Below are 17,182 nucleotides of genomic sequence, written 5' to 3'. Positions count from 1 at the left end.
GCGCGTGCCGAGCGGACGCGGAGGCTGCGCTGGCATCATCGGCTCACCACCGCCCGCCCGACCCTCGAGAGGAGGCCCCGTGTCCACCCGAGAGCGCATCACCCGCCGCTGGATCACCACCGCCGTCCTCGCCGTGATCGGCGTCGCCGTCGTGTACTGGCTCGCCGTGCTCACCCCTCAGGGCCAGGGCGTCGAGAACTCGGGGCTCCGGGGCGCCGACCTCGTCTTCGGCCGCGCCACCGGCGCCGCCGCGGGGGCGCTCGCGGACGTCACCCCGCTCTCCATGGTCGTCGGCGCCCTGCTCGTCGCGGCGATCGCACTGATCCGGAGGCGCCCGGCGCTGGCCGTCGCCTCCGTCGGCTCGATCGTCGTCACGGCCGGGCTCACCCAGCTGCTCAAGAACGTGGTCCTCGAGCGGCCCGAGCTGGTCGACACCGACTCCTGGTACACCGGCGGCAGCTTCCCGAGCGGGCACACCGCGGCGGCCGTCTCGGTGGTCTTCGCCCTGGCGATGGTCGTCCCCGGGCGCGCGCGGACCGTCGTGCTCGCGCTGGGCGGCGCGGTCGTGGTGCTGGTCGGCAACCTGACGATGGCCGCCTCCTGGCACCGGGCGAGCGACGTCCTCGGGGCCGACCTCGTCGCGCTCGCCTCGGCCTCCGCCGCCTGCGCGTGGCTGACCACCAGGGCCCAGGTGGGCCGAGCGCCGAAGAGGCCCGCGCGGCGCGGGGTGAACCGGCTGCTCCTGGTGTGCTCGGTGATCGTGGTGGTGCTGCTCGCGGCGCTCGCCGTCCAGGGCATCCAGTACTACCCCGACGACACGAAGGACCTCACCGCCTTCGCGCTCCTGCAGCTCCTGGCGGTGTCGACGTCGGCGCTCGCCGTGCTCGGCTTCTCCCTCGCGTGGCGCGGACTGGACGTCGGCGGGGCGCTCACGTCTCCCGCGCCGCGTCAGCGGACCGCCTGACCGCTCCCGGTGTCGGAGGGGCGATCTACACTCGGAGGGACATGAGCTTCCTCTTCGATCCGAGCGACTCCCGCGCCACCCCGGTCATCGTCGGTCCCCCCGGCGGCGCCGGGGACGCGCCCCGCACCGACCCGGCGCACGAGCAGCTCGTCGCGGGGCTGAACCCCGAGCAGCGCGAGGCGGTCGAGTACCGCGGAGACGCGCTGCTCATCGTCGCGGGTGCGGGCTCGGGCAAGACCAGCGTCCTCACCCGGCGCATCGCGAGCCTCCTGGGCAACGGCGAGGCCTGGCCGAGCCAGATCCTCGCGATCACGTTCACCAACAAGGCCGCGGCCGAGATGCGCGAGCGCGTCGAGAAGCTGGTGGGGCAGAGCGCCGAGGGGATGTGGATCTCGACCTTCCACTCCGCGTGCGTGCGGATCCTGCGCCGCGAGGCCGAGAACTTCGGCATGACCAAGTCGTTCACGATCTACGACTCGGGCGATCAGCGCGCCCTGCTCAAGCGCATCGTGAAGGACCTCGAGGCCGACTCGCTCGGGATCACCGTCGCGAGCGCCTCCGCGAAGATCTCCAAGCTCAAGAACGAGCTCGCCGACGTCGACTCCTACGCCCGCACCGCGAACCTCAGCGACCCGAACGAGGAGATGTTCCTCCAGGTCTTCCGGGCCTACTCGCGGGCGCTCGAGGGGGCGAACGCGTTCGACTTCGACGACCTGATCGCGCAGACCGTCTACCTCTTCCGCGCCTTCCCGCACGTCGCCGCGAAGTACCAGCGGCGCTTCCGCCACGTGCTGGTCGACGAGTACCAGGACACGAACCACGCCCAGTACTCGCTGATCCACGAGCTGACCCGGCCCGTGCCGCCGGCGACGATGGCCGCGGCGCAGTTCGACCGCCCCTACCGCGGACCGGTCACGGCCGACGGCTCCATCCCGGGGGCCTCGCTCACCGTCGTCGGCGACTCGGACCAGTCCATCTACGCGTTCCGCGGCGCCGACATCCGCAACATCGTCGAGTTCGAGCGCGACTTCCCGGGCTGCCGCGTGATCCTGCTCGAGCAGAACTACCGCTCGACGCAGAACATCCTCTCGGCGGCCAACGCCGTCATCTCGAACAACTTCGACCGTCGCGCGAAGAACCTCTGGTCCTCCAGCGGCGACGGGGAGAAGATCGTCGGCTACACCGGGTACTCGGGTCACGACGAGGCGCAGTTCGTGGTCGACGAGATCGCCCGCCTGCACGCGGCGGGCACGGGCTACGACGAGATCGCGGTCTTCTACCGCACCAACGCGCAGACCCGCGCGCTGGAGGAGATCTTCATCCGCTCCGCGCTGCCCTACCGGATCCTGGGCGGCACGAAGTTCTACGAGCGCGCCGAGATCAAGGACGCACTGGCGTACCTGATCACGGTGGCGAATCCGGCCGACGTGCTGGCGCTGCGGCGCATCATGAACACTCCGAAGCGGGGCATCGGCCCCGCGACGGAGGCGCAGCTGCAGTCGTTCGCCGACACCAACGCGGTGACCCTGCGGGAGGCGATGCGCAACGCCGGCTCGCTCGGGATGGGCCCGAAGGTGACGAAGGCGATCGTCGACCTCGCAACCCTCCTCGACGAGTGCGCGCTGATGCTCGACCCCGCACGGGAGGGCGGCGAGGCGAAGGTGCACGAGGTGCTGACGGCGCTCCTCACCCGCAGCGGCTACCTCGACATGCTCCGCGCCAGCCGCGACCCGCAGGACGAGGCCCGCGCCGAGAACGTCGACGAGCTCATCGCCGTCACCAAGGAGTTCGCGCGCAACAACCCGGACGGCGGGCTCGTGGACTTCCTCACCGAGGTCTCGCTGGTCGCCGCGGCCGACGACCTCGACGACGACTCCGGCACCGTCTCGCTGATGACGCTGCACACGGCGAAGGGCCTCGAGTACGACGCCGTGTTCCTCACCGGCATCGAGGAGGACCTGCTCCCGCACCGCATCTCGGCGAACGAGCCCGGCGGCCCGGCCGAGGAGCGGCGGCTGTTCTACGTGGGGATCACCCGGGCCCGCAAGCGCCTCTACCTCTCGCTCGCGATGACCCGCGCGCAGTACGGCGAGACGTCGGTCGCGATGCCGAGCCGGTTCCTGCAGGAGATCCCCGGAGAGCTGATCCAGTGGCGCCAGTCGCCCGGCGCGGCGACCTCGCGCGGCGGCACGCAGCCCCGGGCCCTGAACGCTCAGCGGCCCGGCTTCGGCAAGTCGCGATCGAACACCGAGTTCCGGGAGGCGCTCGCCGCGGCGCCGAAGGCCAAGGGCGAGTTCCCGAACCGGATCACCGGCATGGTTCGCGACAACGGCGACCTCGAGCTGATCGCGGGCGACCGGATCCGGCACACCGACTTCGGTGAGGGGCGCGTGAACGCGGTGACGGGCGAGGGCTCGAAGCGCGTCGCGCACGTGCTCTTCGACCAGGTGGGCGCGAAGAAGCTGCTGATCAAGGTCGCGCCGATCGAGAAGATCTAGTCCGGTGGCGGCCGGATCGGCGGCCGCGCGGCTCGCGACGGAGGTGTTCTCCCCGGCGGTCCTCGCGGTGCTCGTGCCGGTCGTGGTCGGCGCGCGCGTCGCGGATCCGCCCCTGCTCGGTGTCGCCTGGGGAGCGCTCGCGGCGCTTTTCGTCGGCGTGGTGCCCTACCTCGTCATCCGTCTGCTGATGCGCACCGGCCGGATCCACGGCGACCATCACGTGCCCGACCGGCGCGAGCGGGCGCTGCCGATCGCGCTGGCGCTGGTGTCGATAGCGGCCGGCCTGGTACTGCTCGCCGTGCTCGGCGCTCCTGCCGCGGTGACCACGTTCGGCGTGGTGACGGTGGCCGTGGTGCTCGCCGTCGGCGTGGTCAACCTGGTCTGGAAGCTGTCCGGGCACGCGGCGGTGGTCGCCACCTGCGCTGTCGTCGTGCTGATCGCCTACGGACCGCTCTCCCTGCTGATCAGCGTGCCCATCGTCCTCTGGGTGCTCTGGTCGCGGGTGCGCCTCGGCGCGCACACCCCCGCCCAGGTCCTCGCGGGCGCCGCCGTCGGCACCGTCCTCGCCGGGACCGTCTGGTCCCTGCTCGGCTGACGTCCGTCCCTTCCCGTGTGCCCTCTGGTCGCCTTCCGCGAGATTCCACTCGAGTGGGAGGCACGCCGTGGCGGGCTCACCCGAGTGGCATCTCGCGGAAGGGGTCAGCCGGCGTAGCGCGCGACGAGCTCCCGCTTGAGGATCTTGCCGCTGGGCCCGAGCGGGAGGGCGTCGACGAACTCGACGCGGCGGGGGAACTTGAAGGCGGCGAGATGCTCGTTCGCGTAGGCGATCAGCTCCTCCGCGGTGGCGGTCGCCGACGGGGCGAGGATCACCGCGGCCATCACCTCCTGGCCGTGGCGCTCGTCCGGGATCCCGAAGACCGCCGCGTTCTGCACGGCCGGGTGCCCGATCAGCACCTCCTCGACCTCGCGCGGGTACACGTTGTAGCCGTTGCGGATGATCATGTCCTTCGTGCGGTCGAGGATGCGGATGTAGTCCTCCTCGTCCTTCGTGCCCAGGTCGCCGGTGCGGAACCAGCCGTCGATCACCGCCTCCGCGGTCGCCGCCGGGTTGCCGAGGTACCCCTTCATCAGGTTGTGCCCGCGCACCACGATCTCGCCGAGCTCGCCCCGGGGGAGCAGCTCGACTCGGTCGGTCACGTCGGGGCGGGCGACCTCGACCTCGACGCCCCAGATCGGCGTGCCGACCGTGCCCGGCCGCGGCGGGACTCCGACGTGGTTGAAGGTGGCGACCGGGGAGGTCTCGGTGAGCCCGTAGCCCTCGTAGATCTCGACGCCGAACACCTCGCGGAAGCGCTCGATCACGGCGACGGGCAGGGCAGCGCCTCCCGAGACCGCGTAGCGCAGCGGCGGCCGGTCCTCGCGCCGGGTCGCGGCGTCGAGCAGGGCGACGTACATCGTGGGCACGCCCTCGAAGACCGTGCAGCCGTGGGCGATCATCGCCTCGAGCGCGGCGTCGCCGTCGAACTTCGGCACCAGGACGACCGTCGCGGCGGTGCGGAAGGCCGTGTTCATCGCGCAGACCTGCCCGAAGGTGTGGAAGAGCGGCAGCGCCCCGAGCACCACGTCGCCGCGGTGCAGGTCGAACGTGTTCATCAGCAGCACGTCCGACTGCGAGACGATCGCGAAGTGCGTCCCCTCCGCCCCCTTCGGGCGGCCGGTGGTGCCGCTGGTGTAGAGGATCGTCGCCGTGTCGGAGGGGGAGCGGGGCACGTAGCCGTCGATCGGGGTCGCCTCCGCGGCGAGGTCCTCCAGGCGCGGGAGGGGCGAGGCGGTGCCGTCGGGCACCATCACGCTCAGCACGGGAACGTCGGCGAGGTCCGCTCCGGCGGCCCCCTCGGCGAGCAGCGGAGCGGCGCACACGAGCGCGACGGCTCCGGAGTCGCGCAGGACGTAGGCGATCTCGTCGTGCTTGAGCAGGGCGTGCACGGGGACCACCACGGCGCCGAGCGCGAGGACGGCGAAGTAGCCGCGGGGGAAGTCGGGGACGTTCGGGACGAGCAGGGCCACGCGGTCGCCCGGTCCGATCCCCTGGGCGCGCAGGGCTCCGGCGTAGGCACGGGTCTGCCGCCAGAGGGTCGCGTAGTCGACGGCCTGCTCGCCGACGCGGATGGCGATCGTGTCAGGGGTGCGCCGCGCCGCCTCCGCCAGGATGGCCGCGACGGAGAGGGTGCCGAAGCCGGCGGCGGGCGGGGGAGCGGCGGGGGCCTCGGCCGTGCGGGGTTCGGTGATGCTCATCAAGGCTCCAGTCGTCGTTGACCGCCGCGGCGGATGCCGGGTGCTTCACCGTAGATCCGCCGGGCGGCCGCGTCGAGCGATCCGCACCGGATGTTCAGCACGGACGGGCGGGGAGTGCGCATCCCGGCGCCGAGCGGAAGGGGGTGCGGGAGGCGCGGGCGGCTGCCTACAGTCGGACTGCTGCGGCCCGGTTCCACGGGTCGGACGACGGGAGGCGCGATGCGCGGCGAGGCGACGCTCTACACGGATGCGGTGGTGACGGCTCCGTTCGCCCTCGCGGTGATCGCAGAGGCGACCGGCTCGCGAGTGGTCGGCGCGCGGACCGCGGACGCGCACGTCCCGCTCTACAGCGGTCCGACGAGCGCGCGGGTCGAGATCGCGGGGTTCGGCGACAGCGTGCCGGTCACCGTCGACGTGCGCGACGAGCGCGGGATCGACGAGGCGCGTGCGGCCGCGCAGGCGCTCGGGCTGGAGCTCGCCGCCTACGCGGGCTGGGAGGTGGTGGCCGGCTTCTGAGCGTCGCGTCGGACCCGGGCGAGGTAGTAGCGGCTGGGCGCCGTCCTCACGATCGCGGGAAGCAGGCGGTAGACGGCGAAGGTGCGCGAGAGCGCCCGCTCGAACCGCGCCTCCTGCCGTGCGGTCCAGTGGAAGCCGAAGGGCTCGCGGAGCGCCGCCGGGAGCAGACCGGCGGTGATCAGGCGGAGGTAGGGGCCGAGCGGGCGCAGGTACCAGGCGGCGATGCTCGGGCCCAGCAGGTCGTGGGCGACCCGGCGGGCCGCGGGCGTGACCTCGAGGCGCTCCAGCTCCCGCTCCCAGTAGGCGTCGAACGCGATGCGGGAGTCGGGCCAGAGGTCCGCGGGCATCTGCAGGGCCGCGCCGACGACGACGGAGCGGCGCACGATGTCGTCCGCCTCCTCCTCGCTCAGCGCACCGAAGGCGCCCTCGTAGAGCTGCAGCATCGACTGGGTGAGCGTCGCCGCGACCCAGCGCTGCAGGTCCGGGTCGAAGGCCGTGTAGCCGGGGCCGCGCACGGGCACGTGCGCCCTGTTCACGCGGCGGCGGACGGCGCGCACGTCCTCGGGAGTGCCGTAGTGCAGGACGTAGAGGTAGGAGAGCGTCCCGTGCAGGCGGTTCACGGCCCGGTGCACGAAGTCGGAGTGGTCGGCGACGCCCTGCCCGACCGCCGGGTGCGCGATCTGGAGGAGGATCGCGCGCGCGCCCGCCAGCAGGAACACGCCCTCGCGGAAGACGTCCGGGGTGCGGGAGGCCGACGACATGGCTCCACGCTACGCGGGAGCGGCGGGCGGAGGACGGGCCGGTGCCCCCGGCGGGCGTCCGGCGGGCGCGGAGCGACCGCACGGGAAGCCCGCGGCGGGTGCGGAGTAGACTCGGCGCGGCCCAGGGACAGTGCCGAGACTCCGGCGTCGTCCGGGCCACCTCGAACTCGAAACGCAAGCGCGCTCGGCGCGGAATGGGAATGCAGCGTGGATCTCTTCGAATACCAGGCCCGTGATCTGTTCGAGAAGTACGGCGTCCCCGTGCTCCCGGGCATCGTCGCCGACACGCCGGAGGAGGTGCGCGCCGCGGCGGAGAAGCTGGGCGGCGTCACCGTCGTCAAGGCGCAGGTCAAGATCGGCGGCCGCGGCAAGGCGGGCGGCGTGAAGGTCGCGAAGACCCCCGAGGACGCGTTCGCCGCGGCGCAGTCGATCCTCGGCCTCGACATCAAGGGCCACGTCGTCAAGCGCGTCATGGTCGCCGGCGGTGCGCGCATCGACCGCGAGTTCTACTTCTCGGTGCTGCTGGACCGGGCCAACCGCTCCTACCTCTCGCTCACCTCCTACGAGGGCGGCATGGAGATCGAGCAGCTCGCCGTCGAGCGCCCCGACGCCCTCGCGCGCGTCGAGGTCGTCCCCGGCCGGGGCATCGACCAGGCCAAGGCCGAGGAGATCGCCCGCGCGGCGAAGTTCCCGGAGGAGCTGATCGCCAAGGTCGCGCCCGTCCTGGTGAAGCTGTACGACGTCTACACCGGCGAGGACGCCACGCTCGTCGAGGTGAACCCGCTCGTGCTCACCGAGGAGGGCGACATCGTCGCGCTCGACGGCAAGGTCTCGCTCGACGAGAACGCCGGCTTCCGCCACGCGGACCACGCCGCGCTCGAGGACAAGGACGCCGCCGACCCGCTCGAGGCGAAGGCCAAGGAGAACGACCTCAACTACGTGAAGCTCGACGGCGAGGTCGGCATCATCGGCAACGGCGCCGGCCTGGTCATGTCGACCCTCGACGTCGTCGCCTACGCCGGAGAGAGGCACAACGGCGTGAAGCCGGCCAACTTCCTCGACATCGGCGGCGGAGCCTCCGCCCAGGTGATGGCGAACGGCCTCGACGTGATCCTCGGCGACGAGCAGGTCAAGAGCGTCTTCGTCAACGTCTTCGGCGGTATCACCGCGTGCGACGCGGTCGCCTACGGCATCCTCCAGGCGCTCGAGATCCTCGGCGACTCGGCCACGAAGCCGCTCGTCGTCCGCCTCGACGGCAACAAGGTCGAGGAGGGCCGCGCGATCCTCCAGGCCGCCGCCAACCCGCTCATCACGCTCGCCGCGACCATGGACGAGGGCGCCGACAAGGCCGCCGAACTCGCCGCCGCGTAACGGACCCGACGACTCAAGGAATCAGAGAACAAGCATGTCGATCTTCCTCACCAAGGACTCCAAGGTCATCGTCCAGGGCATCACCGGCGGCGAGGGCACCAAGCACACCGCGCTGATGCTCAAGGCCGGCACGAACGTGGTCGGCGGCGTCAACGCCCGCAAGGCCGGCACGACCGTCACCCACGGCGACGTCGAGCTCCCCGTCTTCGGCACCGTGAAGGAGGCGATGGAGGCCACCGGCGCCGACGTCTCCATCGCGTTCGTGCCGCCCGCCTTCTCGAAGGACGCCGTCATCGAGGCGATCGACGCCGAGATCGGCCTCCTCGTCGTCATCACCGAGGGCATCCCGGTGCAGGACTCCGCGGAGTTCTGGGCGTACGCGCAGGAGAAGGGGAACAAGACCCGGATCATCGGCCCGAACTGCCCCGGCATCATCACGCCGGGCGAGTCGCTCGTGGGCATCACCCCCGCGACGATCACCGGCAAGGGCCCGATCGGCCTCGTCTCGAAGTCGGGCACCCTGACCTACCAGATGATGTACGAGCTGCGCGACCTCGGCTTCTCGACCGCCATCGGCATCGGCGGCGACCCGATCATCGGCACGACGCACATCGACGCGCTCGCCGCGTTCGAGGCCGACCCCGAGACGAAGGCGATCGTGATGATCGGCGAGATCGGCGGCGACGCCGAGGAGCGCGCCGCGGACTTCATCAAGGCGAACGTCACGAAGCCCGTCGTCGGCTACGTCGCGGGCTTCACCGCCCCCGAGGGCAAGACGATGGGCCACGCCGGCGCCATCGTCTCCGGCTCGGCCGGGACCGCGCAGGCCAAGAAGGAGGCCCTCGAGGCCGCGGGCGTGAAGGTCGGCAAGACGCCGTCCGAGACGGCCGCCCTGCTCCGCGAGGTCTACGCGGCGCTCTAGCGCCCGTCCTCCCCGCATCACCGTCGGAACGGACGGTGCCCCTGCTCCGGCGGGCGGCGCCGTCCGTTCCGTCGTCGGGGCGGGTCCGGCCGGAGTAGCGTCGCAGCGTGACCCGCCGCCTCGGACTCGACCTGCTGACCTTCGTGCCGTACCCGGAGGGCCCCGAGCGGCCCGGCGACGCCGCGCGGAGCCTCGAGGACGGGCTGGCCCTGCTCGAGCTCGCCGAGGAGCTCGGCTACGGCACCGGCTGGGTCCGCGTGCGGCACTTCGAGCGCTACCTCGCGTCTCCGATGACCTTCTTCGCGGCCGCCTCCCAGCGGACCCGCCGCCTCCGCCTCGGGACCGCGGTCATCGGCGCCCGCTACGAGTCGCCCGTGCGCCTCGCCGAGGATGCCGCGACCGTGGACCTGCTCTCGGGCGGACGCCTCGACCTCGGCGTCAGCAGCGGCTTCGCGCATCTCGCCTCCGTCTTCGACGGGGTGTTCGGGCAGGCCGAGCGCGACTTCCGCGAGGAGGCGCAGGAGCGCATCGCGCGACTCCGCGAGGCGCTCTCGGGCGCCGTGCTCGGTGTCGCGGAATCGGCCCTGATGTCGGTCCCGGTCGGCGCTCCGCTCGTCCAGCAGCCGCACGCGCCCGGCCTCGCCGACCGGCTCTGGTACGGGGCGGGAACGGTGTCCTCCGCGGTCCGGGCGGGCGAGCAGGGCATGCACCTGCAGGTGTCCACGCTCAACACGGAGGAGACGGGCCTGCCGTTCGCCGAGCAGCAGGCGGTGCAGATCCGCGCCTACCGCGAGGCCTTCGCCGCCGCGCACCCGGGGCGCACGTCGAGGGTGACGGCGGGCCGCATCGTGCTGCCGCTGCTCGACGCCGCCGACGAGGAGGCGCACCGCCCCTTCATCGAGGGCTACCTCGCGCGGATGGACGACGAGGGCCGCCCCCGCACGGCCGACCGGTCGATCATCGCCGCCCCGATGCGCTTCAGCCCCCTCCACGTCGGGAGCCCGGAGCGGATCGTCGCGTCGCTCGCCGCGGATCCGGCGCTCGCGGAGGCGGACGCGCTCACGGTGACGCTCCCGGCGGTCGGCGGGGTGGAGTCGCACCGGCGCATCCTGCGCGCCGTCGCTGAGCGCATCGCCCCGCAGCTGGGCTGGACGCCCGGCGCCTGAGGATCAGCGCCGCGCGAGCAGTGCCCGGACGGGCCGCTGCAGCAGGAGCAGGAGCAGCCACCAGAGCCCGACCGACGGGATCAGCAGCGCCAGCCCCAGTGCGACGAGGAGCAGCGCGAAGGGCAGCAGGGCGGGCGCGAGCGGCAGGGGCCCTGCGCCGGGCCGCCTGAGCTCCGGGTGCCGGGAGAGGCGCAGCTCGATCAGGACCAGCGCCCCGCTCATCGCGGCCATCGTGCCGATGTAGAGCCCGATCGTCGCCCGGGAGTCCGGGAACAGCGCCAGCGCGCTCGTCGAGAACGGGAAGAACGCCAGCGCGGCCAGCCAGAGCAGGTCCAGCCACACCAGGGCGCCGTCGTAGTCCCCGGCGATCTCGAAGACGCGGTGGTGGGGGATCCAGAAGACGGCGATGACCGCGAAGGAGAGCGCGAAGGCGAGGACCGAGTCCAGGTGCTCCGCGAGCAGCGCCGGGACTCCGCCGCCCTCCCGGGCGACCCCGGGAGCCAGCTGCACCAGCGGCAGGACGAGGACGGTGATGGCGATGGCGGCGGTCGCGTCCGAGAAGTTGACGAGCCGGTCGAGCCCGCGCTCCGTCCGGCGGTGGGCCGCGCGTCCCCCGGGGCGCCCGCGGTGCACCAGGCGCTCGATCGGACCCGAGAGCAGGAGCAGCAGGAGCGCGAACATGTTGACGGCCGGCACCGCGACGGCGAGCACGAGGGCCGCGAGGAGGACGCTGATCACGATCAGCGACCTCGAGAGGGAGCGCCGCGGCTCCGCCCCCGGGGCCAGGAGATCCGGATCGCGGCGCACGATGAGCTGCATCGCGAGGGTCGCCGCGCTCGCCGCGATCATCGTGCCGATGTAGAGCGCGATGACGCTGCCGTCGGTGTCGAGCACGTTCGAGATCAGGTTCGCCGCGAAGGGGAGCAGCACGACCGCGGCCAGCCAGACGAAGTTCGCGACGACGAGCGCGGGCGAGTACCGGGCCACGCTCTCGAAGACGGAGTGGTGGACCGCCCACAGCCGCCCGATCACGGCGAACGTGATGAAGAAGGCGGAGAGGGTGCCGTAGTGCCCGGTGAGGAGGGACCCGAGATCGGCCGCGCGGCCCTCCTCGACCACGTCGACCAGGGGGAGGACGAGGAACGTGATGGCGATGGCGACGACGGCGTCGGAGAAGTTCACGAGGCGGTCCAGGCCGCGCTCCGTCCGTGCGTCCGAGGTCCCCGTCATGGCTCCGACACTAGAGGGCCGGGCGGCGCGCCCCTGACCCGCCTCCGAGCGCGCCGCCGCTAGGCTCGTCAGGCCCATGAACCGGATCACCGTCGCCCTCCTCGCCGCCTTCGACGCCGCGCTGTCGGCGCTGATCGGGATCGCGATCCCGCTCGTCCCGCTGACCGTCCTCTGGGCCGTGCAGTACGACACGACGGTCGACTTCGGCGTGTTCTGGCGGGTCGCCGCCGACGCCTGGCTGCTCGGCCACGGGGCCGACCTGCAGGCGGCGCTGGCCCCCGACTCAGCCCTCGCCGTCGCGCTGCCCGGAGGCGCGGACGCCTTCCCGGTGACGATCGCTCCGCTGGCGTTCGCACTCCTCACCGTGCTGCTCGGCGCGCGCACCGGCCGCCGCGCCCAGGAGTCGCCGTTCCGGGCCATCGGCGTCCTCGTCGCGATCGCGACCTACCTGGCGATCGCGCTCCTGGTCTCGCTCGGATCCGCGGACCCGGCCGCCACCGTCGATCCCCTGCAGGGGACGCTGCTGCCGCCGCTCGTCTTCGCGCTGGGGGTGCTCGTCGGAGCAGCGCTCCACTCCGCCCGCAGCGACGAGGCCGACCCCCTCGGCGAGCTGGCCGCCTCCGCGCTCGACCGCGTCCCCGCGCCGGGGCCCGGGCTCGTCCTCGCGTCGCTGCGCGGGGGAGCGCTCGCCGCGGCCGGCGTGGTCGGAGTCGCGGCGGTGCTCGTCGCCGTGCTGCTGGTCGTGCACTACACCTCGGTCGTCGCGCTCTACGAGAGCCTCGGCGCCGAGGCGCTCGGCGGCCTGGCCCTCACTCTCGGACAGCTCGCGTTCCTCCCGAACCTGGTGATCTGGGCGGCGAGCTGGCTGATCGGCCCGGGCTTCGCCCTCGGCACCGGCTCCTCCGTGAGCGCGGCCGGAACGCTGCTCGGACCGATCCCGTCGATCCCGGTCCTCGCCGCACTGCCCGCAGGGGACTCGGCCTTCGGATTCCTCGGACTGCTCGTGCCGCTGCTCGCCGGGTTCGCCGCGGGATGGCGGCTGCGGCGCGGCGTGATCGAGGCGCTCGACGGACGCTCGCTGCTGCGCTGGGGCGCCGCCGCGGCAGGCGGGATCGGCGTGGTCGGCGGCCTGCTGCTCGGGCTCCTCGCCTGGTTCTCGGCGGGCGCCGCCGGGCCCGGGCGGCTCGCCCAGGTGGGCCCGGACCCGCTCGTCGTCGGGGCGGTCGCCGCCCTCGAGCTCGCGCTGGCCGCGGGCCTGGGCCTCGCCGCGGGCCGCAGCCGACGCGGCTGACGCCGGCGGAGGCGTCCCCCTAGACTTGCGCAGTGCTGAAGTTGGTCGTGCTCCTCTCCGGCGGCGGATCGAACCTCCGCGCCCTGCTGGACGCCACCGGCGACGAGGGCTTCCCCGCCCGCATCGTCGCGGTCGGCAGCGACACCGACGCCGAGGGCTTCCGCCACGCCGAGGAGCGCGGAGTCCCCGCCTTCACGGTCGCGCCGCGCGACTTCTCCTCCCGCGACGAGTGGGGCGCCGCCTTGCTCGGGCGCATCCGGGAGTGGGAGCCCGACCTCGTCGTCTGCGCGGGCTTCATGCGCATCCTGCCGCCCGTGGTGGTGGACGCGCTCAGCCCGCGGATGATCAACACGCATCCCGCCCTGCTGCCCCTCTTCCCCGGCGCCCACGCCGTCCGCGACGCCCTCGCCGCCGGCGCGACCGAGACCGGCGTCTCCGTGCACGTGATCGACACCGGCGTCGACACGGGACCCGTCATCGCCCAGGAGAGCCTCGCCGTGCTCCCCGGCGAGAGCGAGGACGCGCTGCACGAGCGCATCAAGACCATCGAGCGTCGCCTGCTGGTGCAGACGGTGCTCGACATCGCCCACGGAACCGTCGACCTCGAGGAGCTCGCCCGCGCATGAGCATCACCGCCCACGACCCCAGCAGCTACGACGACCGCGACCGGGTCCCCGTCCGCCGGGCGCTGATCTCGGTCAGCGACAAGACCGGCCTGCTCGAGCTCGGAGCGGCGCTCGCCGCGGCCGACGTCGAGCTCGTCTCCACCGGCTCGACCGCAGCGACCCTCCGCGGCGCCGGCCACGAGGTCACCGACGTCTCGGCCGTCACCGGGTTCCCGGAGTCGCTCGACGGCCGCGTGAAGACGCTGCACCCGGCCGTGCACGCGGGCATCCTCGCCGACCTGAGGCTCGCCTCGCACCGCGAGCAGCTGGAGCAGCTCGACATCGCCGCGTTCGAGCTGGTCGTGGTGAACCTGTACCCGTTCCGCGAGACCGTCGCCGGCGGCGCCGACGCGGCGACCGTGGTCGAGAACATCGACATCGGGGGCCCGGCCCTCGTCCGCGCCTCCGCGAAGAACCACGCGAACGTCGCGATCGTCGTCGATCCGGCCGACTACTCCGGGATCGCGACCGCCCTCGCCGACGGCGGCACGACGCTCGCCGCGCGCCGCACCCTGGCGGCCCGCGCCTTCGCGCACACCGCCTCCTACGACTCCGCCGTCGCCGCCTGGTTCGCCGGGCAGGAGGCGGCCGAGGGCGTTGAGGGCTCGGTCGAGATCCGCGGGACCCTGCAGCAGGTCCTCCGCTACGGCGAGAACTCGCACCAGAAGGCGGCCCTCTACGTCTCTCCCGACGGCACCGGCATCGCGCAGGCGACACAGCTGCACGGCAAGGAGATGTCCTACAACAACTACGTCGACGCCGACGCGGCCGTCCGCGCGGCGTACGACTTCGTACTGCCCGCCGTCGCGATCATCAAGCACGCGAACCCGTGCGGCATCGCGATCGCGAGCTCGAAGGCGATCGACCCCATCGCCTCCGCCCACCGCCGCGCCCACGAGTGCGACCCGGTGTCGGCCTTCGGCGGCGTCATCGCCGCGAACCGGCCCGTCACCCTCGCCATGGCCGAGACGGTGAAGGAGATCTTCACCGAGGTGCTCGTCGCCCCCGGCTTCGAGCCCGAGGCGCTCGAGGTGCTGAAGACCAAGAAGAACCTGCGCCTGCTGCAGCTCCCCGACTTCTACGCCCCCGTCGAGCGCGAGTTCAAGCAGATCTCCGGCGGCCTGCTGCTGCAGGAGCCGGACCGCTTCATCGGCGGCCCCGGCGAGGTCAGCTCCGGCTGGCAGCTCGTCGCCGGCGAGCCCGCCGACGCAGACACGATGCTCGACCTCGAGTTCGCGTGGAAGGCCTGCCGCGCCGTCAAGTCGAACGCGATCCTCCTCGCCAAGGGCGGCGCCTCCGTCGGGGTCGGCATGGGCCAGGTCAACCGCGTCGACTCCTGCCATCTCGCCGTCACCCGCGCCGGCGACCGCGCCCCCGGCTCCGTCGCCGCCTCCGACGCGTTCTTCCCCTTCGCCGACGGCCTCGAGGTGCTCCTCGCCGCCGGCGTGAAGGCCGTCGTCCAGCCCGGCGGCTCCGTCCGCGACGCCGAGGTCATCGACGCGGCCGCCCGCGCCGGCGTCACGATGTACACGACGGGGGAGCGGCACTTCTTCCACTGAGTGACGGGCGCTCCGCGCCCGTCACTCGGTGGAAGAAGTGGTGTTCGATCTCCCCGCCGCTCCCTGCGCGGCGGGGCGCGGTCGGCTCGGCGATGTGGTGCGTTCCGTAGAGCGGGGTGCGTCGCCGGTCGCGGGAATCGCTTGGCACGCGATTCCCGCTGAACCGGCTCTGCCTTGCGGTGCTCGTCTTCCCCGCCGCTCCCTGCGCGGCGGGGCGCGGTCGGCTTCGCGACACGGAGCGTTCCGCGGAGCGGGTAGCGTCGCCGACCGCGTGAATCGCTTGGCACGCGATTCCCGCTGAGTCGGCTCTGCCTTGCGGTGGGCGGTTTCCCGGCCGCTCCTCGCGCGGCGGGGCGTGGTCGGCGTCACGACGTGAGGCTTTCCATGGAGTGGGGGCGTCGCCGGTCACGGGAATCGCTTGGCACGCGATTCCCGCTGAAACCGCTCTGCCGTGCGGTGGGCGGCTCTTAGGGGGCTGCTAGGGGATCGACAGGCGGGGCGCGGGCGGGGGCGCGTAGGGTCGCCGGGTGCCTTCCGACTCGACGCCCGCGTCCACTCCCGACACCCCGACCGCAGCGACCACCACCGCCCCGAACCGGGACCGCGCGCCCGGGACGGGCCGCCGGATCCTCGTCGCGCTGCTCGCCGCCGCGGCGACCGCGCTCGTGGCGCACCTCGCCAACCTGCTGGCCTTCTTCATCGGCAACCAGCTGCAGCCCGGCTCCATCCCGCAGGTCAACGCCTACTTCCTGCTCTCGAGCGTGCTCGGCTTCGTGGTCGTCCTCGTCCTCGCCGTCGCGGGGATGCTCGGACGCACCTGGAGCGCCGCGCTCGCGGGACTCGTCGCGGGTGTGGTCGGAGCCGTGTTCGGCACGCTCGTCCAGGCCAGCGCCACCGGCGAGGCCGTCACGGGCGCCGTCTGGGCCTCCATCTTCCAGACCTTCGCCGGACTCAACCTCGTCTTCCTGCTCGCGTTCACCGTCTCGGCGGCGAGCGTCGGCCGCGCGCTCTGGAACCGCCTCCGCACCACGGGCGCTCCGGCCGCCGTCGTCACCGACCGCCGCATCGCGATCGTCCGGGCCCCGGCCGCCGACCTCTCGGCGGGCGAGCTCACCCACCTCGAGCGCGTCCCCGTCGACCAGCAGCGCGCCCAGCAGCAGTGGGAGGCGTACGTCGACCTGCTCGAGCGGGCCGGCTGGGAGACGGTCGAGGCCGCACCGGCGCCCGGACTCGCCGACTCCGTCTTCCTCGAGGACGCGGTCGTCGTCTTCGGCGACCACGCCGTGATCGCCCGGTCCGGAGCGGAGTCCCGCCGCGGAGAGACGGCGGGCGCCGAGGAGGCCGTCCGCGCCCTCGGCCTGACGGTCGACCGCATCGAGGAGCCGGGCACGCTCGACGGCGGCGACGTCCTCAAGGTGGGATCGACGGTCTACGTCGGCCGCGGAGGCCGGACCGACGCGGCGGGGGTAGCCCAGCTGCGCGCGATCCTCCGCCCCCGCGGGTACGACGTCGTCGCGGTCCCGCTGACCAAGGTGCTGCACCTCAAGAGCGCCGTGACCGCGCTGCCCGACGGCACGGTCATCGGCTGGGAGCCGGTCGTCGACGAGCCGCGCCTGTTCCCCTCCTTCCTGCCGATGCCCGAGGAGCCGGGCGCCCACGTGGTCGTCCTCGACGACGACACCCTCCTGATGGCCGCCTCCGCTCCCCGGAGCGCCGAGCTGCTGCGGAGCCTGGGCTACCGCGTCCTCACCGTGGACGTCTCGGAGTTCGAGAAGCTCGAGGGCTGCGTCACCTGCCTCTCGGTCCGCGTCCGCTGACGGCGGAGGCGGGGGGAACCGCCGGATCGCGGCGGCCGCTGGACGGAGCACATAGCCCGGGTATAGCCTTCAAGGCTGCCCGGAGCTCTTCGGCCCGGTGGCACCTCCCGCCTCCCCGCCTCCCGCC

General features: G+C 73.1%; 14 protein-coding genes. 11 read left to right on the top strand and 3 right to left on the bottom strand.

What is annotated here, in order from left to right; genetic code table 11:
- Nucleotides 1-79: 79 nt before the first annotated feature.
- From C5D36_RS13340 to C5D36_RS13330, 3 genes are read left to right on the top strand one after another with little or no spacing between them, the layout of a single operon-like run.
- On the top strand, nucleotides 80-964 hold the full coding sequence (locus C5D36_RS13340) for a phosphatase PAP2 family protein (RefSeq protein ID WP_104224743.1): 885 nt from the start codon (nucleotides 80-82) through the stop codon (nucleotides 962-964).
- Nucleotides 965-1,005: 41 nt separating this feature from the next.
- Complete coding sequence (locus C5D36_RS13335) at nucleotides 1,006-3,462, top strand: ATP-dependent helicase (RefSeq protein ID WP_104296036.1); 2,457 nt, start codon at nucleotides 1,006-1,008, stop codon at nucleotides 3,460-3,462.
- Nucleotides 3,463-3,466: 4 nt separating this feature from the next.
- A complete protein-coding gene (locus C5D36_RS13330) occupies nucleotides 3,467-4,057 on the top strand; it encodes a phosphatase PAP2 family protein (RefSeq protein WP_104227299.1) in 591 nt (196 codons plus the stop codon).
- 104 nt (nucleotides 4,058-4,161) lie between these two features.
- Here C5D36_RS13330 and C5D36_RS13325 read toward each other — a convergent pair whose 3' ends face one another.
- A complete protein-coding gene (locus C5D36_RS13325; RefSeq protein ID WP_104234174.1) occupies nucleotides 4,162-5,757 on the bottom strand; it encodes a long-chain fatty acid--CoA ligase in 1,596 nt (531 codons plus the stop codon).
- A gap of 219 nt (nucleotides 5,758-5,976) precedes the next feature.
- Between C5D36_RS13325 and C5D36_RS13320 the strand changes: the two genes are divergently transcribed.
- Nucleotides 5,977-6,273: a hypothetical protein gene (locus tag C5D36_RS13320; RefSeq protein WP_104224926.1), complete on the top strand. Its 297-nt coding sequence runs from the start codon at nucleotides 5,977-5,979 to the stop codon at nucleotides 6,271-6,273.
- Here C5D36_RS13320 and C5D36_RS13315 read toward each other — a convergent pair.
- On the bottom strand, nucleotides 6,240-7,034 hold the full coding sequence (locus C5D36_RS13315; RefSeq protein ID WP_104296035.1) for an oxygenase MpaB family protein: 795 nt from the start codon (nucleotides 7,032-7,034) through the stop codon (nucleotides 6,240-6,242). The genes C5D36_RS13320 and C5D36_RS13315 overlap by 34 nt on opposite strands.
- Nucleotides 7,035-7,241: 207 nt before the next feature.
- Here C5D36_RS13315 and sucC point away from each other — a divergent pair, with 207 nt between their 5' ends.
- From sucC to C5D36_RS13300, 3 genes are all read left to right on the top strand, one after another.
- On the top strand, nucleotides 7,242-8,405 hold the full coding sequence (gene sucC, locus C5D36_RS13310; protein ID WP_104296034.1) for an ADP-forming succinate--CoA ligase subunit beta: 1,164 nt from the start codon (nucleotides 7,242-7,244) through the stop codon (nucleotides 8,403-8,405).
- A gap of 34 nt (nucleotides 8,406-8,439) precedes the next feature.
- Nucleotides 8,440-9,327 carry a succinate--CoA ligase subunit alpha gene (sucD, locus tag C5D36_RS13305; protein WP_104224929.1) on the top strand — a complete coding sequence of 296 codons (888 nt, stop codon included), beginning with the start codon at nucleotides 8,440-8,442 and terminating at the stop codon, nucleotides 9,325-9,327.
- A gap of 107 nt (nucleotides 9,328-9,434) precedes the next feature.
- On the top strand, nucleotides 9,435-10,493 hold the full coding sequence (locus tag C5D36_RS13300) for an LLM class flavin-dependent oxidoreductase (RefSeq protein WP_104267783.1): 1,059 nt from the start codon (nucleotides 9,435-9,437) through the stop codon (nucleotides 10,491-10,493).
- 3 nt (nucleotides 10,494-10,496) lie between these two features.
- Here C5D36_RS13300 and C5D36_RS13295 read toward each other — a convergent pair whose 3' ends face one another.
- Nucleotides 10,497-11,723, bottom strand: a complete 1,227-nt coding sequence (locus C5D36_RS13295; RefSeq protein WP_181072900.1) for a TMEM175 family protein — start codon at nucleotides 11,721-11,723, stop codon at nucleotides 10,497-10,499.
- Between the two features lie 76 nt (nucleotides 11,724-11,799).
- On the opposite strand from C5D36_RS13295, the gene C5D36_RS13290 reads away from it, so the two are divergent.
- From C5D36_RS13290 to ddaH, 4 genes are all read left to right on the top strand, one after another.
- Nucleotides 11,800-13,014 (top strand): DUF6350 family protein, encoded by a 1,215-nt coding sequence (locus C5D36_RS13290; RefSeq protein WP_104227293.1) that lies wholly within the window; start codon nucleotides 11,800-11,802, stop codon nucleotides 13,012-13,014.
- Nucleotides 13,015-13,046: 32 nt separating this feature from the next.
- Nucleotides 13,047-13,640 carry a phosphoribosylglycinamide formyltransferase gene (purN, locus tag C5D36_RS13285; RefSeq protein ID WP_104296032.1) on the top strand — a complete coding sequence of 198 codons (594 nt, stop codon included), beginning with the start codon at nucleotides 13,047-13,049 and terminating at the stop codon, nucleotides 13,638-13,640.
- Nucleotides 13,637-15,238 carry a bifunctional phosphoribosylaminoimidazolecarboxamide formyltransferase/IMP cyclohydrolase gene (purH, locus tag C5D36_RS13280; protein WP_104296031.1) on the top strand — a complete coding sequence of 534 codons (1,602 nt, stop codon included), beginning with the start codon at nucleotides 13,637-13,639 and terminating at the stop codon, nucleotides 15,236-15,238. The genes purN and purH overlap by 4 nt, the downstream gene beginning before the upstream one ends.
- 527 nt (nucleotides 15,239-15,765) lie before the next feature.
- Nucleotides 15,766-17,055, top strand: coding sequence for a dimethylargininase (gene ddaH, locus C5D36_RS17285; RefSeq protein WP_104258244.1), 1,290 nt, complete (start codon nucleotides 15,766-15,768; stop codon nucleotides 17,053-17,055).
- The last annotated feature ends 127 nt before the right edge of the window (nucleotides 17,056-17,182 follow it).

This window comes from Rathayibacter sp. AY1C6 (genome assembly GCF_002931535.1).
Taxonomy (GTDB): domain Bacteria; phylum Actinomycetota; class Actinomycetes; order Actinomycetales; family Microbacteriaceae; genus Rathayibacter.
This window is presented reverse-complemented; position numbering and strand designations above follow the sequence as displayed.

Coding starts and splice junctions, on each gene's coding strand:
- C5D36_RS13335 (WP_104296036.1), top strand. CDS start 1,006: ATGAGCTTCCTCTTCGATCCGAGCGACTCCCGCGCCACCCCGGTCATC.
- C5D36_RS13295 (WP_181072900.1), bottom strand. CDS start 11,723: ATGACGGGGACCTCGGACGCACGGACGGAGCGCGGCCTGGACCGCCTC.
- C5D36_RS13320 (WP_104224926.1), top strand. CDS start 5,977: ATGCGCGGCGAGGCGACGCTCTACACGGATGCGGTGGTGACGGCTCCG.
- sucD (WP_104224929.1), top strand. CDS start 8,440: ATGTCGATCTTCCTCACCAAGGACTCCAAGGTCATCGTCCAGGGCATC.
- C5D36_RS13290 (WP_104227293.1), top strand. CDS start 11,800: ATGAACCGGATCACCGTCGCCCTCCTCGCCGCCTTCGACGCCGCGCTG.
- purH (WP_104296031.1), top strand. CDS start 13,637: ATGAGCATCACCGCCCACGACCCCAGCAGCTACGACGACCGCGACCGG.
- C5D36_RS13315 (WP_104296035.1), bottom strand. CDS start 7,034: ATGTCGTCGGCCTCCCGCACCCCGGACGTCTTCCGCGAGGGCGTGTTC.
- C5D36_RS13325 (WP_104234174.1), bottom strand. CDS start 5,757: ATGAGCATCACCGAACCCCGCACGGCCGAGGCCCCCGCCGCTCCCCCG.